Source organism: Aliihoeflea sp. 40Bstr573 (assembly GCF_024105655.1).
Classification (GTDB): domain Bacteria; phylum Pseudomonadota; class Alphaproteobacteria; order Rhizobiales; family Rhizobiaceae; genus Aliihoeflea.
In genome coordinates, this window is record NZ_JAAAMH010000003.1 from 138805 (window position 1) to 158826 (window position 20022).

General features: G+C 65.5%; 17 protein-coding genes. 14 read left to right on the forward strand and 3 right to left on the reverse strand.

Features of this window, described 5'->3' with window-relative positions; translation table 11 throughout:
* Nucleotides 1-30: 30 nt before the first annotated feature.
* Entirely contained in the window at nucleotides 31-1275 is a 1245-nt protein-coding gene (locus GTK01_RS05825) for an ABC transporter substrate-binding protein (protein WP_252924918.1), read from the forward strand.
* 71 nt (nucleotides 1276-1346) lie between these two features.
* Here GTK01_RS05825 and GTK01_RS05830 read toward each other — a convergent pair whose 3' ends face one another.
* Both GTK01_RS05830 and GTK01_RS05835 read right to left on the reverse strand, forming a co-directional pair.
* On the reverse strand, nucleotides 1347-4484 hold the full coding sequence (locus tag GTK01_RS05830) for an efflux RND transporter permease subunit (RefSeq protein ID WP_252924919.1): 3138 nt from the start codon (nucleotides 4482-4484) through the stop codon (nucleotides 1347-1349).
* 11 nt (nucleotides 4485-4495) lie between these two features.
* Complete coding sequence (locus GTK01_RS05835) at nucleotides 4496-5662, reverse strand: efflux RND transporter periplasmic adaptor subunit (RefSeq protein WP_252924920.1); 1167 nt, start codon at nucleotides 5660-5662, stop codon at nucleotides 4496-4498.
* Nucleotides 5663-5950: 288 nt separating this feature from the next.
* Between GTK01_RS05835 and GTK01_RS05840 the strand changes: the two genes are divergently transcribed.
* The 7 genes from GTK01_RS05840 (at nucleotide 5951) to lpdA (ending at nucleotide 15113) form a co-directional block, all read left to right on the forward strand.
* Nucleotides 5951-7321, forward strand: coding sequence for a glutamine synthetase family protein (locus tag GTK01_RS05840; protein ID WP_252924921.1), 1371 nt, complete (start codon nucleotides 5951-5953; stop codon nucleotides 7319-7321).
* Between the two features lie 12 nt (nucleotides 7322-7333).
* Nucleotides 7334-8719 carry an aldehyde dehydrogenase family protein gene (locus GTK01_RS05845; protein WP_252925068.1) on the forward strand — a complete coding sequence of 462 codons (1386 nt, stop codon included), beginning with the start codon at nucleotides 7334-7336 and terminating at the stop codon, nucleotides 8717-8719.
* 8 nt (nucleotides 8720-8727) lie between these two features.
* On the forward strand, nucleotides 8728-9885 hold the full coding sequence (locus GTK01_RS05850) for an iron-containing alcohol dehydrogenase (RefSeq protein WP_252924922.1): 1158 nt from the start codon (nucleotides 8728-8730) through the stop codon (nucleotides 9883-9885).
* Nucleotides 9886-9957: 72 nt separating this feature from the next.
* Nucleotides 9958-11190 carry a thiamine pyrophosphate-dependent enzyme gene (locus GTK01_RS05855; RefSeq protein ID WP_252924923.1) on the forward strand — a complete coding sequence of 411 codons (1233 nt, stop codon included), beginning with the start codon at nucleotides 9958-9960 and terminating at the stop codon, nucleotides 11188-11190.
* A 3-nt stretch (nucleotides 11191-11193) separates the two neighbouring features.
* A complete protein-coding gene (locus tag GTK01_RS05860; protein ID WP_252924924.1) occupies nucleotides 11194-12207 on the forward strand; it encodes an alpha-ketoacid dehydrogenase subunit beta in 1014 nt (337 codons plus the stop codon).
* Between the two features lie 154 nt (nucleotides 12208-12361).
* Complete coding sequence (locus tag GTK01_RS05865) at nucleotides 12362-13702, forward strand: dihydrolipoamide acetyltransferase family protein (RefSeq protein ID WP_252924925.1); 1341 nt, start codon at nucleotides 12362-12364, stop codon at nucleotides 13700-13702.
* A gap of 16 nt (nucleotides 13703-13718) precedes the next feature.
* Entirely contained in the window at nucleotides 13719-15113 is a 1395-nt protein-coding gene (lpdA, locus tag GTK01_RS05870; RefSeq protein WP_252924926.1) for a dihydrolipoyl dehydrogenase, read from the forward strand.
* 3 nt (nucleotides 15114-15116) lie between these two features.
* Here the strand turns inward: lpdA and GTK01_RS05875 are convergent, their stop codons facing one another.
* Nucleotides 15117-15344 carry a DUF982 domain-containing protein gene (locus GTK01_RS05875; protein WP_252924927.1) on the reverse strand — a complete coding sequence of 76 codons (228 nt, stop codon included), beginning with the start codon at nucleotides 15342-15344 and terminating at the stop codon, nucleotides 15117-15119.
* A 149-nt stretch (nucleotides 15345-15493) separates the two neighbouring features.
* On the opposite strand from GTK01_RS05875, the gene GTK01_RS05880 reads away from it, so the two are divergent.
* From GTK01_RS05880 to GTK01_RS05905, 6 genes are read left to right on the forward strand one after another with little or no spacing between them, the layout of a single operon-like run.
* Nucleotides 15494-16048 carry a biotin transporter BioY gene (locus GTK01_RS05880; RefSeq protein ID WP_252924928.1) on the forward strand — a complete coding sequence of 185 codons (555 nt, stop codon included), beginning with the start codon at nucleotides 15494-15496 and terminating at the stop codon, nucleotides 16046-16048.
* Complete coding sequence (locus GTK01_RS05885; protein ID WP_252924929.1) at nucleotides 16045-16719, forward strand: energy-coupling factor ABC transporter ATP-binding protein; 675 nt, start codon at nucleotides 16045-16047, stop codon at nucleotides 16717-16719. The genes GTK01_RS05880 and GTK01_RS05885 overlap by 4 nt, the downstream gene beginning before the upstream one ends.
* Nucleotides 16716-17321, forward strand: coding sequence for an energy-coupling factor transporter transmembrane protein EcfT (locus GTK01_RS05890; protein ID WP_256483607.1), 606 nt, complete (start codon nucleotides 16716-16718; stop codon nucleotides 17319-17321). Before GTK01_RS05885 ends, GTK01_RS05890 begins: the two co-directional genes overlap by 4 nt.
* Nucleotides 17318-18481, forward strand: coding sequence for an aminodeoxychorismate synthase component I (locus GTK01_RS05895; protein ID WP_252924931.1), 1164 nt, complete (start codon nucleotides 17318-17320; stop codon nucleotides 18479-18481). Before GTK01_RS05890 ends, GTK01_RS05895 begins: the two co-directional genes overlap by 4 nt.
* Nucleotides 18430-19092: an aminotransferase class IV family protein gene (locus GTK01_RS05900; RefSeq protein ID WP_252924932.1), complete on the forward strand. Its 663-nt coding sequence runs from the start codon at nucleotides 18430-18432 to the stop codon at nucleotides 19090-19092. Before GTK01_RS05895 ends, GTK01_RS05900 begins: the two co-directional genes overlap by 52 nt.
* Entirely contained in the window at nucleotides 19093-19998 is a 906-nt protein-coding gene (locus GTK01_RS05905) for a DUF3445 domain-containing protein (RefSeq protein WP_252924933.1), read from the forward strand.
* Nucleotides 19999-20022: the final 24 nt, after the last annotated feature.

The following is a 20022-nucleotide window of genomic DNA, read 5'->3' on the forward strand; positions in this document are numbered from 1 at the left end:
ATGCGGAACAACCCCAGGAGGAGTTTGAAAATGAGACTGTTGTTCGGAAAATCCATTCTCGCGCTCGGACTTGCCGCCGGCATGTCCACCGCCGCCTTCGCCACGCAGGGCGTCACCGACACGGAGGTCGTGATCGGCTCCAACGGCGACCTGTCGGGCATCTTCGCCGCGTTCAATGTCGGCGCCATCAAGGCCGCGCAGAACCTCTTCGACGAGGTCAACGCAGAAGGCGGCATCCATGGCCGCCAGATCCGCTTCGTCGTCGAGGATCACGGCTACCAGGTGCCGCGCGCCGTGCAGAACTTCAACAAGCTGGTCAATTCCGACCAGGTCTTCGCGATGATCCTGAACCTCGGCACGCCGCACAACATCGCCGGCTTCCAGATCATGGAGCCCAAGCAGGTCGCCAATATCGGCCCGCTCACCTCGGCCCGGCAGATGCTCGAAGGCGACATCACCTACAAGTATTCGGGCTTCGCGGCCTACTATGACGGCCTTCGCGCCGGCATCAAGATGCTGGCCGAAGAGGGCGGCGACGAGGTCCAGAACATCTGCTCGATGTACCTGCCGTCCGATTTCGGCCTCGAAGTCCATGAAGCCGCCGTCGACGAGGCCGAAGCGCTCGGGCTCAACTTCGCCGGCGAAACGACCCACCGCCCCGACGAGCAGGACTTCGTCGGCGCCGTCACGCGTCTTCGCGAACTTGATTGCGACATCATCGCCACCGGCGTCGGCGTGCGCCAGACGATCATCGCGCTCGGCACCGCCAAGCGTCTCGGCTGGGATGACGTCAAGTTCATCGGCTCGTCGGCCGGCTTCAACACCGCCATCGCCAAGGTCGAGGGCGGGGTGACGGAAGGCTACTACGCCGCTGCCGGCTGGGCCGACCACGAGGACCGGATGGACAATCCGGAAGTCAAGGCCTGGGCCGACGGCTACGCCGAGAAGAACGGCGAGCCGGCCGGCACGGCCGCGATCCTCGGCCACGGCGCCGCCACGACCCTCATCAGGGCGCTGGAAGCTGCCGGTCCGGACCTCACCGCCGAGAGCTTCAAGGATGCCATGGAGAGCCTTGAATATACCGACGTCATCTCCGGCAACATCCCCGTCAAGTACACGCCCGAAGACCACCAGGGCGGCTCGACGATCGTGATCTCGAAGATCGAGGGCGGCAAGTGGATCGAGGTCGGCCGCGTCGACCCGACCGCGGAAGGCGGTGCCGATGCTGCGGCGGCGTCTGCTGAAGGCGCGGAAGAGACGGACGCCGCCGACTGATCGAACGGCTTTCGAAATGAAGACGCCGCCCGGTTTTCCGGGCGGCGTTCTTCATTGCGCGATCGCTTTGCCTATTCGGCGGGGGCGAGCTTTTCTTCGGTGGCAGAGGCATGCGCCAGTTCGCGCTCCAGCCGTTCTTCTTCCTCCACCTTCGGCGTTACCCAGCGGCCGAGCAACAGATAGGCGACCGGCGTCAGGTAAAGCGTCGAAAGCGTCGCGAGCCCGAGCCCGCCGACGATCACCCAGCCGAGCGCGATGCGCGCCTCGGCTCCGGCGCCGGAGGCAAGGACCAGCGGCAGGCCGCCGACGATCGTGCACAGCATGGTCATCATCACCGGGCGCAGGCGCACGTTCGACGCTTCCTCGATCGCGTCGCGCACGTTGCGGCCGCGGTCGCGCAGCTGATTGGCGAATTCGACGATCAGGATGCCGTTCTTGGCCATGATGCCGACGAGAAGCACCAGCCCGATCTGCGAATAGACATTGAGCGTCGTGCCGGTCATCAGCATGGCGAAGACCGCGCAGGCGAGCCCCAGCGGCACCGTCGCCATGATGATGATCGCGCTGGTGAAGCTTTCGAACTGCGCGCCCAGCACCAGGAGCACGATGACAAGCGCAAAGCCCATGATCGTGAACATCGCGCTCGACGTTTCGCCCAGCGTCGCGGCCTCCGCGAGCGGCAGCACGCGCGCGCCTTCGGGCATGTGGCGCTCTGCGATCTGGCTTGCCACAGCCAGCGCCTCGCCGAGGGGGAAGCCGTCGGCAAGCGCGGACGTGATCGCCACGGAACGCAGCTGCTCCTCGCGCGACAGTTCCGGCGGCACCGCGATCTCGCGGATCGAGGCGATTGTGGAGACGGGGACGAAGCGGCCGTCACCGGTCTTCAGATAGATGTTTTCAAGGTCGGTCGGGTCGTTGATCGGGTTGGTGGTCGAGACGAGCTTCACCGCGAAGGCGCGGTCGTCGATGAAGACCTCGCCGATTTCCCGGCCATCGAGCAGCGATTGCAGCGCCTGCGCCAGTCCGGAAATCTCGATTCCGAGGTCGGAAGCGCGGTCTCGGTCGATCGCAACGGCAAGCTGCGGCTGGGTGGATTCCGTCGAAAGGCGCGCCTGCTGGAAGCGCGGGTCTTCCTGCATGTCGGCGACGATCGCCGCTGCGGCAACGCCAAGATCCTGATAGTTGTTGCCGAGGATCGCGAATTGCAGGCCCGAGCCTGCGCCGCGAATGCCCAGGCTGTTCGGCTGGAACGCGAAGGCGCGCACGCCCGGCACCTGTTCGACCAGCCCGTTCACTTCGTCGAGGATTTCGCCCTGGCTGCGCTCGCGCTCGTCCCAGGGCGCGAGCGTCATGGCGATGAAGCCGGAATTCGTCGAGCCGCCCGAACCCGCCAGCGAGAACGTGCTTTCGATCTCGCCGGAATCGCGCAGCGGCTGGATCAGCCGCTCCACTTCGGCCATCTGCTGGGCAAGATATTCGATCGATACGCCCTGCGGCGCGGAAATCCGCATGAAGGCGGCGGAGCGATCCTCCGGAGGCGTCAGTTCGGATTCCAGGCTGCCGAACGTCAAGGCTGCCGCGCCGGCGAAGAGAACGGAAACCATCACCACGACGACAGGCGCGTTGAGGCAGGCGGCGAGCGTGCGCCGGTAGAAGGCGGCCAGAAAGCCGCCGATCCGGCCGAGAATGCCGTTGTCGTGTCCGTCGTGACTGCCTTCCTTCAGGAGCCGTGACGCGACCATCGGGCAAAGCGACAGCGAAACGATCGACGACAGGAACACCGCGATCGCCATGACGAAGCCGAACTCGCGGAACAGTCCGCCGGCCTGTCCAGGCAGGAAGGAGAGGGGCACGAAGACGGCGACCAGTGTCGCGGTCGTCGCCAGAATGGCGAAAAAGACTTCGCGCGTGCCGAGCACGGCGGCCGCGCGCGGGCCCATGCCCTGGTTTCGCCGGCGCACGATGTTTTCCAGCACCACGATGGCGTCGTCGACGACGAGGCCGGTCGCCAGCACCAGGGCGAGCAGGGTCAGGATGTTGAGCGAAAAGCCGAGCAGATAGACCGCCGCCACCGTGCCGATCAGCGAGATCGGCAGGGCCAGCGCGGGAATGATCGTCGCGCGCCAATCGCGCAGGAAAACGAAGATGATCAGGAGGACCACCGTCACCGAGATGCCGAGTGCGATCTCGACCTCATGGATCGCGCCCTGAATGAAGGTCGCGTCGTCGCTGCGCACGGAAACGTTCATGCCCTCGGGCAATGTCGGGCGCACGCGTTCCACCGCCGCGCGCACGCCCTCGGAAATGTCGAGGGTGTTGGACTGCGCCTGGCGGATGATGCCGAGGCCGATGCCCGGCACGCCGTCGGAACGCAGGATGGATTCGCCGATGTCGGGACCGAGCGTGACATTGGCGACATCGCGCAGGCGGGCGCCGCCCGCGATGACGATGTTCTCGAAATCCTCCGGTGTCGTCACCGGCGCCGTGGCGCGTACGACGAGATCCTGAGTGCTCGACGAGAGACTGCCGGCCGGCGTGTCGAAGGAGATGGTATCGAGCGCGGTCTGGATGTCGGCCACCGTCAGGCCGAGGCTGGCCAAGCGGTTCTGGTCGATGTCGATGCGAAAGATCTTCTCGCGATCGCCATAGATCTGAACGTCGGCCACGCCGGGAACTGACGCGAACTGGTCGACGAGCTGGTCTTCGATGAACAGCGTCATGTCCTCGATGTTCATCGAGGACGACGTCACCGACAGGCGCATGATTGCCTGCGCATTGTCGTCCGCCTTGACGATCAGCGGCGCCTCGGCGTTGTCGGGCAGGTTGTTCTGGACGCGGCTGACCGCATCGCGCATGTCCGAGGCGGCGGTATCGAGATTGACGTTGTCGTTGAATTCCACGGTCACGCGCGAACGGCCGAAGGAGGACGAGGACGAGATCGAGTTGACGCCTGGAACGCGCGATACCGCGCCTTCGAGGATCGACGTCAGCTCCCGGTCGATGGTTTCCGCCGCCGCGCCGACATAGTCGGTGCGAATGGTGATGACGGGACGATCGACATCGGGGAGTTCGCGGATTTCGACGCCGAAGAAGGCGGCAAGGCCCGCCACGGCGATCAGCACGTTGACGACGAAGGCCAGCACCGCGCGCCGCACGAACAGGGCGGTCATGTCGTTGACGTTCCGGGTGGGGGCGGTCTCGCTCGACATCGGCGCGGTCCTCACGAACCGCGCGCTTCGACGGCCGGAATGCCTTCGCCGGTCTCGCCGCGACGCTGTGCGATGCGCACGTCGCCGCCCTCCCGCACGAGGTGGATGCCTTCGGAGATGATCTGCATCCCCGGCTCGACCTCGGCTGCGATCAGGATGGAGTCCGTGTTGCGCTGGACGACGCGCACGGGCACGCGGCGCGCGACGCCGTCTTCCACGGCCCAGACGAAGGCACCATCCGTGCCCCACTGCACGGTCAGCGGATCGACCGCCGGATAGGTTTCACCTGGAAAGCTCATGCGGACCTGGAACGACATGCCTGCGCGCAGCGCGTCGCTTGGGTTTTCGATCGTGGCTTCGACGCGCAAGGTGCGGCTTTGGCCATCGACCCGGTTGTCGACGGCGCTCACCTGGCCGCGGAAAACCTCGTTGGGCCGGGCGATCAACGAAGCTTCGATCTCCGCGCCGACCTGGATGGCGCCCGCATAGCGCTCGGGCGCCCAGAAATCGATCAGGATTGATGAGCGGTCGTCGATCGACGCGATCTCGGTCGCATTCGTCACGTAGTTGCCGACCGAGACCGGCAAAATGCCGACCACGCCCGAGATCGGCGCTTCCACCTCGCGGCGGTCGAGCGCAAGCTCGGCTTCGGCAAGTTCGAGCCGGGCATTTTCGAGGCCCAGTTGCGCCTCGGTCACCTGCACCTGCGAAGCCGTGTTGGAGGTGCGCAATTGGTTGACGCGCTCCAGCCGCGCCTGCGCATCTTCAAGCGCCAAACGCGCGCGCTCGGCCGTGATCGTCTCGGCCTGCGCATCCAGCCGGGCAATGATGTCGCCGGCCTCGACGGTCGAGCCGGAACGAACGAGGAGTTCAGTCAGCCTTCCCGATGCAAAAGGCGTCACAGCCACCGTCTCGGCTGCGCGGCCGGTACCGATGGCCTGGAGCCGATCGTTGATCGTCGCGGTCGTCACGGGCGAGGTAATAACCCCGCCGCCGGCGCCGGGGCCGCGTCCGCCGCCGCGCCCTGCAGCGGGCGCCGCTGCTTCGGTCGAGGCGGGGGCGTTGCCGATGCCGAGCCCCGCAAGCGTCTCGCGCGATCCGGGCACGAAAAACAGCCAGGCTGCAGCGCCGATGGCGAGCAAGGCGATGCAGACGATGAACTGTTTCCAGATCGGCATGAATGTCTCCGGTTCAGATTCCGGCCGCAGCGCGAAGTGGCCACTTGGATGCAAACGCGGCAGCATGCGAAAAGATGAGGGGCGAGGCGCCGCTCCATGAGTTATGCCAGCAGGCGTGCGGCCATGCACCAGTTTTGTTGTTAAATATCCGTAAGGAAGGGGCTTGTGGATCATGCTTTCGGGCTGGAGGGCCGCACGAATGCGTGATCTAACTGCGCAAACGGACGGCTCGCGCCGCCAGGTGAACAGGCACGAGCGCCGGCAGGCGGCGCCGGACAGAGGGGCCGCATGACCGGATCGCTATCTTTCGACGCATTGAAGAAGCGGGTTGCCGACGGGTCGATCGACACCGTTCTCGTCGCCGCCGCCGACATGCAGGGCCGCCTGATCGGCAAGCGCTTCACAGGCCGCCACTTCGTCGAAAGCGCCTATGACGAGACCCATGGCTGCAACTATCTTCTGGCCAACGACATCGATATGGAGCCGGTGCCGGGCTACAAGGCCGCAAGCTGGCAAAAGGGCTATGGCGATTTCGTCATCAAGCCGGACCTTTCCACGATCCGCCTGACGCCGTGGCTGGAAAAGACAGCCCTCGTCCTTTCCGACCTTCTCGACCATCACAGCCACGAGGATCTGCCCCATTCGCCGCGCGCGATCCTCAAGCGCCAGGTCGAGCGGCTGAAGGAGCGCGGCTATCTGGCAAATTTCGCCTCCGAACTGGAATTCTACCTCTTCGAGGAAAGCTATGACAGTGCGCGCGGGCAGGGCTGGAAGGACCTGCGCACCGCCTCTCCGCATATCGGCGACTACCTGATCCAGATCACGTCGAAGGAAGAAGAGTATATGCGCGCGCTGCGCAACGGCCTCGAGGAAGCCGGCATCCCGGTCGAAAATTCCAAGGGCGAATGGGGACCGGGGCAGGAAGAGATCAACGTCTACTATTCCGACGCGCTGGAAATGGCCGACCGCCACGTCTTCCTGAAGAACGCCGCCAAGGAGATCGCGCATCTTCAGGGCAAGGCCGTCACCTTCATGGCGAAATACGACTATGCGCTCGCCGGCAATTCGAGCCACATCCACAATTCGCTCTGGTCGGTCAACGGCAAGACGCCGCTCTTCTTCGACAAGAAGGGCGAATACACGATGACCCCGCTGATGCGCTCATGGGTCGCCGGCCAGCTCAAATATGCGGCCGACTACACCTGGTTCCTCGCGCCCTATGTCAATTCCTACAAGCGCTTTCAGGCCGGCACCTTCGCGCCGACCAAGATGATCTGGAGCCGCGACAACCGCACGGCCGGTTTCCGCCTTTGCGGGGAGGGCACCAAGGGCATCCGCACCGAATGCCGCATCGGCGGCGCGGACCTGAACCCCTATCTGGCCTTCGCCGCGCTCATCGCCGCCGGCCTTGCCGGCATCGACGAAAAGCTCGATCTGCCTCCTCCCTTCGAGGGTGACGCCTACCAGGGCGCTGACCTGCCCGAAATTCCCAAGACGCTTCGCGCGGCCATCGCGACGCTGGAGCGTTCCGATATGCTGCGCAATGCCCTCGGCCATGATGTCGTCGAACACTATCTTCACACCGCGCGCTGGGAGCAGATGGAATACGACCGCCGCGTCACCGACTGGGAACTCCATCGCGGATTCGAGCGGTACTGAGAACCGGAGACGATCGTGGACACCATCAAACTCATCTCGCCCGTCGACGGGTCGGTCTATGCCGAGCGCCCGGTCGCGAGCGACGCCGAAATCAACGCGATCACGGAGCGTGCGAAGACCGCGCAGATCGCATGGGCGCAAACGCCGCTCGCCGAGCGCGGCCGCTACCTCCTAGCCTTCCTCGAAGCCCTCCTTGCCATGAACGAGGAGATCGTGCCGGAACTCGCCTGGCAGATGGGCCGGCCGGTGCGCTATGGCGGCGAGAAGGGCGGCGTGGAGGAGCGCACCCGCTACATGGTGGACCTTGCCGCCGCCGCGCTCGCTGATGTCCTGCCGCCGGATTCCAAGCAAGGCTTCCATCGCTATCTGAAGAAGGTTCCGCTCGGCACCGTCCTCGTCATCGCGCCATGGAACTACCCGTATCTGACCGCGATCAACACCATCGTCCCGGCGCTGATGGCGGGCAACGCCGTCATTTTGAAGCACGCCGCGCAGACGCTTCTCGTCGGCGAGCGCTTCGCGAAGGCCTTCGAGGCGGCCGGCCTGCCGAGGGGCGTCTTCCAGAACATCGTCCTCGACCATGCGCAGACCGAGGCGCTGCTCGGCTCGGGCCGGATCGACCATTGCAACTTCACCGGCTCGGTCGCCGGCGGCCGCGCGATCGAGAAGGCCGCCGCTGGCACCTTCATGACGCTCGGCCTCGAACTCGGCGGCAAGGACCCGGCCTATGTGCTGCCCGACGTCAAGCTCGACCACGCCGTCGCCAATCTCGTCGATGGCGCGTTCTACAATTCGGGCCAGTGCTGCTGCGGCATCGAGCGCGTCTACGTCCACGAGAAGGTCTATGACGATTTCGTCGAGGGCTTCATCGCCGAGACGAAGAACTACGTGGTCGGCAATCCGCTCGACCAGGCGACCACGATGGGCCCGATGGCGCAGCCGCGCTTTGCCGATTTCGTGCGCGAGCAGAAGGCCGAGGCCCTGCGCAAGGGCGCTGTGGCCCATGTCGGCATGAAGGTCGACGATGACCGCGAAGGCTCGCCTTATCTCGCGCCCGAGGTGCTGACCAACGTCAACCACCAGATGAGCGTCATGCGCGAGGAGAGTTTCGGCCCCATCGTCGGCATCATGAAGGTGCGCGACGACGACGAGGCCATCCAACTCATGAATGACAGCCCCTACGGCCTCACCGCCTCGATTTGGACCACCGATGCCGACCGCGCCGCCTCGCTCGGCGACCGGATCGAGACCGGCACGGTCTTCATGAACCGCTGCGACTATGTCGATCCCGGTCTCGTGTGGACCGGCGTCAAGGACACCGGCAAGGGCGGCGCCATGGGCCGCACCGGCTACGACAACCTCACCCGCCCCAAGGGCTATCACTTGCGCGAAGTCTGATCACCGACATGACCCTCACCTCCAAGTGGAACTTGCCGACCACCGTCCTCTTCGGCGCCGGCCGCATCGCCGAACTGCCCGCCATCCTCCAATCCGCCGGCATCGCGCGCCCGCTCTTCGTCACCGATCCGGGCCTTGCGAAGCTACCCGTCGTCGCCGACACGCTCGATATCCTCGACAAGGCCGGCGTCGACCATGCCGTCTTTTCCGACGTTCGCCCGAACCCGGTCGAATCCAGCCTTGCCGCCGGCATCCAGGCGTTCAAGTTCGGCAATCATGACGGTGTCATCGCGTTCGGCGGCGGTTCGGCGCTCGATCTTGGTAAGCTCATCGCCTTCCAGGCCGGGCAGACGCGCCCGATTTGGGACTTCGAGGATGTCGGCGACTGGTGGACCCGCGCCGACGCATCCGCCATTGCCCCCGTCATCGCCGTGCCGACCACCGCCGGCACCGGCTCCGAGGTCGGCCGCGCGGGCGTCCTCACAAACGAGGCGACGCACACCAAGAAAGTCATCTTCCATCCGAAGATGCTGCCCGTCACCGTCATCGCCGATCCCGAACTCACGGTCGGCATGCCGAAGGCGATCACCGCCGGAACCGGCATGGATGCGCTGGCGCATTGCCTCGAAGCCTACTGCGCCCCCGGTTACCACCCAATGGCCGACGGCATCGCGCTCGAAGGCATCCGGCTCGTCCTCGAAAACCTGCCCAAGGCCTATGCCGACGGCACGGACATCGAAGCGCGCGCGCACATGATGTCGGCCGCCGCCATGGGTGCCACCGCGTTCCAGAAAGGTCTCGGCGCGATCCACGCGCTGTCGCATCCGATCGGTGCGCTCTATGACACCCATCACGGCATGACGAACGCGCTCTTCATGCCCCATGTGCTCGATTTCAATCGCCCCGCGATCGAGGAGCGCATCGAGCGCCTCGCCGCCTATTGCGGCATTTCCGGCGGCTTCGACGGGTTTCGCGCCCGCATCATGGCGCTGCGCACCGAACTCGGCGTGCCTGAGACGCTGGGCGGCCTCATTCCCGGACTTCGCATGGATGACGCGCGCCGCGACCTGATCGCGGAAATGGCTATCGTCGATCCGACGGCTGGCGGCAATCCGGTCGAACTGACCAAGGAGGCCGCGCTGGCGCTTCTCGACAAGTCGTTGTGAGAAATTCATGTCCGATGAGGGGGTGACTAGGTCAGTAATCCTGTCCTAAGTTGTCCCAAAGGGAGGAATGGAATGGTCGAGACACCTAAAGGCGGTCTTTTCGTGCCGGAGCCGGAAGTGCGCCCCGGTGGCCAACCGGATTTCTCCAAGGTCAAGATCCCGCGCGCCGGCTCCGTCGAGCGCCCGCCGGTCGATGTGGACCCGCGCGACATCCGCGAGATGGCGTTCTCGATCATCCGCGTCCTCAACCGCGACGGCGAGGCGGTCGGCCCCTGGGCCGGCACCCTCTCCGACGAGGAGCTTCTGGAGGGCCTCAAGCACATGATGACGCTGCGCGCCTTCGATGCGCGCATGCAGATGGCCCAGCGCCAGGGCAAGACCTCGTTCTACATGCAGCATATGGGCGAGGAGGCGGTCTCCTGCGCTTTCCGCCGGGCCATGGAGCCCGGCGACATGAACTTCCCGACCTATCGGCAAGCCGGCCTCCTCATCGCCGGCGACTATCCGATGGTCGACATGATGAACCAGATCTATTCCAACGAGGCCGATCCGCTGAAGGGCCGGCAGTTGCCGATCATGTATTCGGCGAAGGATCACGGCTTCTTCTCGATCTCCGGCAATCTCGGCACCCAGTTCATCCAGGCAGTCGGCTGGGCGATGGCCTCGGCCATCAAGAACGATAGCCGTATCGCGGCCGGCTGGATCGGCGACGGCTCGACGGCCGAGAGCGACTTTCACGCCGCGCTCGTCTTCGCCTCCACCTATCGCGCGCCGGTCGTCCTCAACATCGTCAACAACCAGTGGGCGATCTCGACCTTCCAGGGCATCGCGCGGGGTGGTGCGGGCACCTTCGCCGCGCGCGGCCTCGGTTTCGGGCTTCCGGCGCTGCGCGTCGACGGCAACGACTATCTCGCGGTCCACGCGGTCGCCAAATGGGCCGTCGAGCGCGCCCGCATGGGCCTCGGCGCAACGCTGGTCGAATACGTGACCTATCGCGTCGGCGCGCATTCCACCTCCGACGATCCGTCCGCCTACCGCCCCAAGACCGAATCCGACAGCTGGCCGCTCGGCGACCCGGTCATCCGCCTGAAGAACCATCTGATCCGCCGCGGCGTGTGGACCGACGACCGCCACAAGCAGGCCGAGGCCGAAGTGCTCGACGGCGTGATTTCCGCGCAGAAGGAAGCCGAAAAGCACGGCACCCTCCACGCCGGCGGCCGCCCTTCCGCGCGCGACATGTTCGAGGGCGTCTACGCCGAAATGCCGCCGCACCTGCGGCGCCAGCGCCAGCAGGCGGGAGTCTAGACAATGCCGCGCATGACCATGATCGAGGCGATCCGCGACGCCATGGACGTGTCCATGGGCCGCGACGAGAATGTCGTCGTCTTCGGCGAGGATGTCGGCTATTTCGGCGGCGTCTTCCGCTGCACGGCGGGCCTTCAGCAGAAATACGGCACCAGCCGCTGCTTCGATGCGCCGATCTCCGAGCTCGGCATCGTCGGCACCGCCATCGGCATGGCGGCCTACGGCCTCAAGCCCTGTGTCGAAATCCAGTTTGCCGACTACGTCTATCCGGCCTACGACCAGATCGTTTCCGAAGCCGCGCGCATCCGCTACCGTTCGGCCGGCCAGTTCACCTGCCCGATCGTGATCCGCATGCCCACCGGCGGCGGCATCTTCGGCGGCCAGACGCACAGCCAGAGCCCCGAAGCGCTGTTCACGCATGTGTCGGGCCTCAAAGTCGTCGTCCCGTCGAACCCGCAGGACGCCAAGGGCCTTTTGATCTCCGCCATCGAAGACCCCGACCCGGTGATCTTCCTCGAACCCAAGCGCCTTTACAACGGCCCCTTCGATGGCCACCACGACAGGCCCGTCACGCCCTGGTCGAAGCACGAATTGGGCGACGTCGCCGCCGATCATGTCACCGTCCCGCTCGGCAAGGCCGTCACCCGTCGCGAGGGCTCGGCGGTCACGATCCTTGCCTACGGCACGATGGTTCATGTCGCGCTCGCCGCCACCGAGGACACCGGCATCGACGCCGAAGTGATCGATTTGAGAACGCTCCTGCCGCTCGACCTCGATGCCATCGTGGCGTCGGTGAAGAAGACCGGCCGCTGCGTCGTGGTCCACGAAGCAACCATGACGTCCGGCTTCGGCGCCGAACTCGTCAGCCTCGTTCAGGAGCATTGCTTCTACCACCTCGAAGCGCCCGTTGCGCGCGTGGCGGGCTGGGACACGCCCTATCCGCACGCGCAGGAATGGGACTACTTCCCCGGCCCCGCCCGCCTCAGCGAGGCTTTGCGCGGCGTGATGGAGGCTTGAGGATGGCTCGTCGGTTCACCTCTCTCGCGCCCGCCCCTGTGCTCGGCACAGGGGAACACGCCTCGCTTCAGCCTCGACGCGCTGCTTTTTCGCTATGGGGAGGAGTGAGGGGTGGGGGTATCCCCGCCTCGATGATGAAGAAAGGGCTCTGATCATGGCTGAACACACGATCAAGATGCCCGATGTGGGCGAAGGCGTTGCCGAGGCGGAGCTGGTCGAATGGCACGTCAAGGTCGGCGATCCGGTCCGCGAGGACATGGTGCTCGCGGCCGTCATGACGGACAAGGCCACGGTCGAGATTCCATCGCCCTTCGAGGGCGAGATTTCGTGGCTCGGCGCCGAGATCGGCGACGTGGTCGCGGTCGGATCGCCGTTGATCCGGATCAAGACGGCGGGCGAGGGGCTCAAAGAAGAGTCTCCCAAAGAAGTGACCCCCACCCCTAACCCCTCCCCACAAGGGCGAGGGGAACCGGATAGCGCACCGCCAAAAGCCGAGAAAGCATCCACGGATGAGGCGGCTGCGCCGGTGCAGAGTAAGGCAAAAACGTCGGCGCCTCCCTCCCCCCTGTGGGGAGGGATAAAGGGTGGGGGTAGCTCCCTCTCCTCCGGCGCTCCCCGCGCCGAAGGCGAAAAGCCGCTGGCCTCGCCCGCCGTCCGGCTTCGCGCCAAGGACGCGGGTATCGACCTGCGCCAGGTCGCAGGTTCCGGCCCTGCCGGCCGCATCAGCCACGAGGACCTCGACGCGTTTCTCTCGGCAGGCCGCTCGACGAGCGCTGCCCGCGGCCTTGCCCGCAACACCGAAGTCACCGAGATCAAGGTCGTCGGGCTTCGCCGCAAGATCGCGGAGAAGATGGCACTCGCCAAGCGATCGATCCCGCACATAACCTATGTCGAGGAGATCGACGTCACTGCGCTCGAAGAGCTTCGCGCGGCGATGAATGCGGCCAGAAAGCCCGACCAACCCAAGCTGACCATGTTGCCCTTCCTGATGCGCGCCATGGCGAAGGCGATCGGCGAGCAGCCGGAAATCAATGCGATCTACGACGACGAGGCCGGCATCATCCGCCAGCATGGCGGCATCCATATCGGCATCGCCGCGCAGACGGCGACCGGGCTCGTCGTACCCGTCGCCCGCCATGTCGAGGCGCGCGACATCTGGGATTGCGGCGCGGAGGTGAACCGTCTTGCCGAAGCGGCGAAGTCCGGCACAGCCAGCCGCGACGAGCTTTCGGGTTCGACCATCACCATCACTTCGCTGGGCGCGATGGGCGGCATCGTCACCACCCCCGTCATCAACCATCCCGAGGTCGCCATCGTCGGCGTCAACAAGATGATGATGCGCCCCGTCTGGGACGGCACGCAGTTCATTCCGCGCAAGATGATGAACCTGTCGTCATCCTTCGACCACCGCGTCATCGACGGTTGGGACGCGGCTCGGTTCATCCAGCGGATCAAGACGCTACTCGAAGCGCCCGCGCTGATTTTCGTCGATTGAGCAGGAGACGACCCACATGAAAGACATCTCCTGCAAGCTGCTCGTCATCGGCGCCGGGCCCGGCGGCTATGTCTGCGCGATCCGCGCCGGGCAGCTCGGCATCGACACCGTCATCGTCGAGGAGAAGCGCCCCGGTGGCACCTGCCTCAATGTCGGCTGCATCCCGTCGAAGGCCATCATTCACGCGGCGGACGAGTTCCACATCGCGACGGAGGCCTCCAAAGGCGCATCGCCGGTCGGCATCTCGCTCTCCACGCCCGCGATCGACCTCAAGAAAACCATCGGCTGGAAGGACAACATAGTCGGCCGTCTGACGACCGGCGTTTCCGGGCTTTTGAAAAAGGCGAAGGTGAAGAGCGTCGAAGGCCGGGCGCGGTTTCGCGACGGCAAGACGGTCGAGGTCGAGACATCGACCGGGACGCAGATCATCCGCGCCGAGAACATCGTGATTGCGACCGGCTCGCAGTCGGTCGAGCTGCCGAACCTGCCCTTCGGCGGCAAGGTCATGTCCTCCACGGGAGCGCTGTCGCTAACGGAGCTGCCGGAGAAAATCGCCGTCATCGGCGCCGGCTATATCGGGCTCGAACTGGGCACCGCCTTCGCCAAGCTCGGAGCAAAGGTCACGATCGTCGAGGCGCTGGACCGCATCCTGCCGGTCTACGACAAGGAACTGGTGCGCCCGGTCGAAAAGCGCATCGGTGATCTCGGCATCGAGCTCCTGCTGTCGGCGAAGGCCAAGGGCCTTTCTGGAACCGGGGCATTGCTGGTCGAAACCGGCGACGGCGCAGAGCAGAAGATCGAGGCCGACGCGATCCTCGTCACGGTCGGGCGCAAGCCGGCGACCGAGAACTGGGGGCGCGAGGAACTGGTGCTCGACATGGACGGCCGCTTCGTGCGCATCGACGACCAGTGTCGCACCTCCATGCGCGGCATCTTCGCCATTGGCGACGTGACCGGCGAGCCGATGCTCGCCCACCGCGCGATGGCGCAAGGCGAGATGGTCGCGGAGATCGTCGCGGGACACAAACGGAGCTGGGACAAGGTGGCGATCGCCGCCGTCTGCTTCACCGATCCCGAGATCGTCTCGGTCGGCCTTTCGCCGGAACAGGCGAAGGCTGCGGGGCGCGAGATCAAGTCTGCGCAGTTCCCCTTCACCGCCAATGGCCGCGCCATGTCGATGGCCGACGAGACGGGCTTCGTGCGGGTCGTGGCACGGGCCGACAACCATCTGGTGCTCGGCATCCAGGCGGTCGGGCGCGGCGTCTCGGAACTGTCGGCCGCCTTCGGCCTGGCGCTCGAAATGGGCGCGCGGCTGGAGGACATCGCTGACACGATCCACGCTCATCCGACGCAGGGCGAAGCCTTGCAGGAAGCGGCTTTGCGTACGCTCGGCCACGCCCTGCACATCTAGGTTTCAAGGCGCGAGATTGCCTGCCTCCTGTGCTGCCATTTCGACCGCCATGCGCCCTTCGGAAAGTGAGCGGTGGCCGTCGCGGACCTTGAGGCAGATGTCCAGCGCCTCGTCATGCCGGGGCCCGCGCTGCGGCCAGCCGGTGTCGGACAGGGCGGTGATGGCATCGTCGAGCGAGTCGAGGCTGCGGCCGTCGGTGAGGCGGACGGGGGTTTCGAAATGCTTGGTCATGGCAAGGCCCCCTTCGGCACCATGAACTCGCGGGATGTGGACAGGTTGCCGCCGGACTTATCCGCGCGTTGAAGATTTTGCCGCAAAGGCGTAACGAACGAGCTCAAAATCGGCCGGAACGAGCCGGAATTTTCTGAAACGGGACCACAATGAACACCAAAGACATCGTCTTCATCGCACTTTTCGCTGCTCTCACCGCAGCCCTGGGAGTTTTCCCCCCGTTCACGCTGCCGGTCGTCGGCGTGCCGATCACGGCGCAGTCGATGGGCGCGATGCTGGCCGGTTCCGTGCTCGGTGCGAAGCGCGGTTCGCTGGCCCTGGCTCTCTTCCTCGTCCTCGTCGCGGCGGGCCTTCCGCTTCTGGCCGGTGGGCGCGGCGGCTTCGCGGTCTTCGCGGGACCGGGCGGCGGCTTCCTCGTTTCGTGGATTCTGGTCGCCTTCGTGGTCGGCCTTCTGTGCGAGCGTTTCTGGCGCAATCTCGGCTTCTTCCAGGCGCTCGGGATCAACATACTCGGCGGTATCCTCGTCCTCTATCCGATCGGCATCGCCTGGATCAGCCTGACGACCGGGCTCTCCTATTTCGAAGCCGCGGCGGGCTCGATCGGCTTTATTCCGGGCGACCTGATCAAGGCCGCGATCGCGGCGACGGTGGCGGTGACGGTGCGCAAGTCCTATCCGCTGATCGAGGCGCCCCGCCGCGCATGATTCGCGTTTCCGGCGTCAGCCACCGCTTCGGCGAGCGCGAGGTCCTTAAGCCTTTCAGCCTCGAACTCGTCGAGCGGCGCATCGCCGTGATCGGCGCCAATGGGTCTGGCAAGAGCACTTTCGTGCGCCTGATCAATGGCTTGCTGGTGCCGACGACGGGCAGCGTCCTGGTCGACGGGCTCGACACGAAACGCGACGGCAAGGAGGTGCGCGGCAAGGTCGGCTTCGTCTTCCAGAACCCGGACAACCAGATCGTCTATCCCGTCGTGGAAGAGGATCTGGCATTCGGTCTGAAGAACCGGAAACTGCCGAAGGACGAGATCGCGCGAAGGGTCGAGGCCGGGCTTGCCCGGTTTGGACTTTCCCACCTCGCCAAGGAGCAGACGCACCGGCTTTCGGGCGGCGAAAAGCAGATGGTCGCGATTGCCGGCGTGACAATCCTCGAACCGCAGATCATCATCTTCGACGAGCCGACGACGCTGCTCGACCTGCGCAACAAGCGGCGCGTCGCGCGGACGATTTCGGAACTGGACGAGATGGCGATCGTGGTGACGCATGACCTCGATCTCGTCGCCGATTTCGACCGCGCGCTGGTATTCGACGAAGGCGGGCTCGTCTTCGACGGAAATCCCTTCGATGCGATCCGCCACTATGAAGGCCTGATGGGATGATCTCCGCCTACCGGCCCGGAACCAGTCCGATCCACCGTCTCGCGGCGGGGCCAAAGATGGCGGCGCTTGCCATTGCCGGAACCGGGCTCTTTTTCGTCACGGGCCTTATTGGAACGGCGGCCGCGCTCTCCGTCTCGATCGCGCTCTACCTTGTGGCGCGACTTACGCTCCGTGACCTCTGGTCGGTGCTGCGACCACTCCTGATCGTCATGATCATTCTCGTCTCGGCTCATGCCTGGCTGAACGGCTGGGCGGCGGCGTTTGCGATGGGGATGCGGCTTGGCGCGCTCGTGCTTCTCGCCGGTCTCGTGACGCTGACGACGCCGTCCTCGGCGATCATGGCGGCGATCGAGACCGGACTGCAGCCACTTGTCCGGCTTGGCGTCGATGTCGAAAAAATCAGTCTCGCGCTCTCGCTTGCCTTGCGGTTCCTGCCGTTGATCGCGTCCGTGGGCGCGGAGGTGCGCGAGGCGCAGCGGGCGCGTGGTCTCGACGGCAGCCTCGTCGCGCTCGCCGTGCCGCTTCTCGTGCGCACGCTCAAAATGGGCGAGGACATCGCCGACGCGATCGACGCGCGGGGTTTTGGCAGCGCACGCAAATGACGCCATCGTCACATCGCGGCTTCGCGCTTTTCCGCGACGATCTTTCGGGGCGCGAACTGCTCTTTGCCGAGCCGGAACGACTGATCGCCGCCTGGGACGAAAAGGGCTTCCTTCACGCGATCGAGGAGGCGCAGGCGGCGCGGGAAGCGGGCAAATGGCTGGCCGGCTATGTCTCCTATGAAGCCGGCTATCTGCTCGAGCCGAAACTGCGCCCACTGCTACCCGAGAACCGCCGTGCGCCTCTCCTGTGCTTCGGCGTCTTCGAGGGGCCGTTCGAGGGTGACGCGTTCGGGGTTTTCCGGCCGCATTCGAATGCCCAGCCGGCGATCCTCGACGCGCAAGCGTCATGGTCCTCATCGACCTATGCCACGCGTTTTCGCAAGCTTCACGATCACCTGCGCGCCGGCGACAGCTATCAGGCGAATCTGACCTTTCCGGTCGTTGCCCGGTGGGAGGGCGATCCCCTCGCGATCTTCAGCCAGCTCGCCGCCCGGCAACCGGTGCGCCATTCGGCCTTGGTCGAACTCGACGGGCCGGTTGTCGTCTCGCGCTCGCCGGAACTCTTCTTCGACGTTGCGCGCGACGGCTGGATCGAGACGCTGCCGATGAAGGGCACGGCACCTCGAGGTGCGACGCCGCAGGAGGACGCTCGCCAGCGCGATTTCCTCGCCGGCGATCCGAAGAACCAGGCCGAGAACCGGATGATCGTCGATCTCCTGCGCAACGACATCTCGCTGATCAGCGAAGTCGGGACGCTCGACGTGCCAGACCTTTTCAGCGTCGAAACCTATGCGACGGTGCATCAGATGGTGAGCCGGGTGCGCGCGAAGCTGCGACCGGGGCTCACCATCGCCGATGTATTCGCCGCGCTCTTTCCCTGCGGGTCGATTACCGGCGCGCCGAAGATCCGCGCGATGGAAATCTTGCGCGAACTGGAAGACGGCCCGCGCGACGTCTATTGCGGCGCGGTCGGCTGGATCGCGCCCGGTCACCGGATGCGGTTCAACGTTGCGATCCGGACCCTCTCGCTCTATCCGTCGGGCGAGGCCGTCTACAATGTCGGCGGCGGTGTCGTCTTCGATTCCACGGCGGAAGGGGAATATGCCGAATGCCTCCTGAAAGCGCGCTTCGCGACGGGCAGCCCGCCGGCTACGCCCTGATCGAGACCATGCGCCGCGAGGCGGATGGAGCGATGCCGCGCCGCGCGCGGCATCTGGATCGCATGGAGAGGTCGGCCGCCGCGCTGGGCTTTGTGTTCGACCGGCAGAATGCGCAGAAGCTGCTGGACGGCATTGACGGCGACGAGGCGCTGCGGGTGCGGCTGGAACTTCGGGCGGATGGCGTAATCGGGCTTACGACCACGCCTTTTGCAGCGCTGCCCCAAAATGCGATGTGGCATCTCGCCATCGCACGCACGCGGCTCGACGCCGCCGATCCGCTGCGCTGCCACAAGACCGATAGCCGTGCCGTCTACGCCAAGGCGCGCAGCGAGTTTCCGACCGGGATCATCGACGAGGTTCTGTTGCTCAACGGCGAAGGCGAACTTGCCGAGGGGACGATCACAAATCTCTTTCTCGACCTTGGCGAGGGCGTGCTTGCGACGCCGCCAGTGGAGGCCGGCGCGCTGCCGGGGGTGCTGCGGGCGCAACTTCTGGACCAAGGCAAGGCGGTTGAAGCACGGCTTTTGCCAAGCGACATTGCGCGGGCGCGGGCGGTCTTCGTCGGCAACTCGCTGCGCGGGTTGATCGCGGCGCGACTGGAGAGAGACTGAATGCGATACACGCCCTTCGACGGGTCGGCCAAGCCCTTCACCATCGGCCTGAAGCCGCTCGACCTCGCTACCTGGCTGGAGGTGGACGAGGCGCTGGAGCCCTATCTGGCGGAGAAGGACCGGCTTTACGCGGAACTGCCGGAGAAGGTGTTCGCCGAGCGCGCCCACACGCGCGCGGCCCAGCAGGAAGTGCTCGACCTGATCGTCGAGAACCTCGCCCAACGGCATGGCGGCACGCATGTGGTCGAGGACGGCCAGGTTCGGATCGGGGAACGTGTGGTTGCGCTTGCAGACGGTACGGCGCCGCTCAAGATCGCCTCGCATCTGGTTCAGGAAGACCTCGTCCTGATGCGCAAGGATGTCGATGGCTGGCGGCTCGTCGCCGCGTCGCTGTGCTTTCCCTCGTCCTGGTCGCTGACGGAAAAGTACGACCGCGCGCTGGAGGACATCCACCAGCCGGTGCCGCAATTCGGGCGCGGCACGCGGATGGCCGAACTCATCGCGCGGATGTTCGACAAGCTGCAGCCGGGCAATCCGGTCGAGCGCATGAACTGGTCGCTGCAGGGAAATCCCGACCTCTATCACCCGCTGTCCCACGCAAGTCGCATCGACCGCGCCGGCGAGGGCATTCGCGAACTCTCCGCACAGGAGGTGGCCGCGCGCGCATTCATCCGCGTCGAGCGACAGACGCTGCGCAAGCTGCCGCAAACGGGCGACATCCTCTTCTCCATACGGATTTATTTGAACCCGCTGGCGCGGATCGCTGCGCATGAGGATCATCGGCGCGTGGCGGACGGGTTCGCCGGGCAGCTTGGCGCGATGGACCACGATCAGCTTGCCTATAAGGGTCTCTTGCAGGATCGCGATCGGCTGGTTTCGGCGCTCCAGGCCATTTCACGCAACTGACACGCCACTGCCGCATTGATGGCT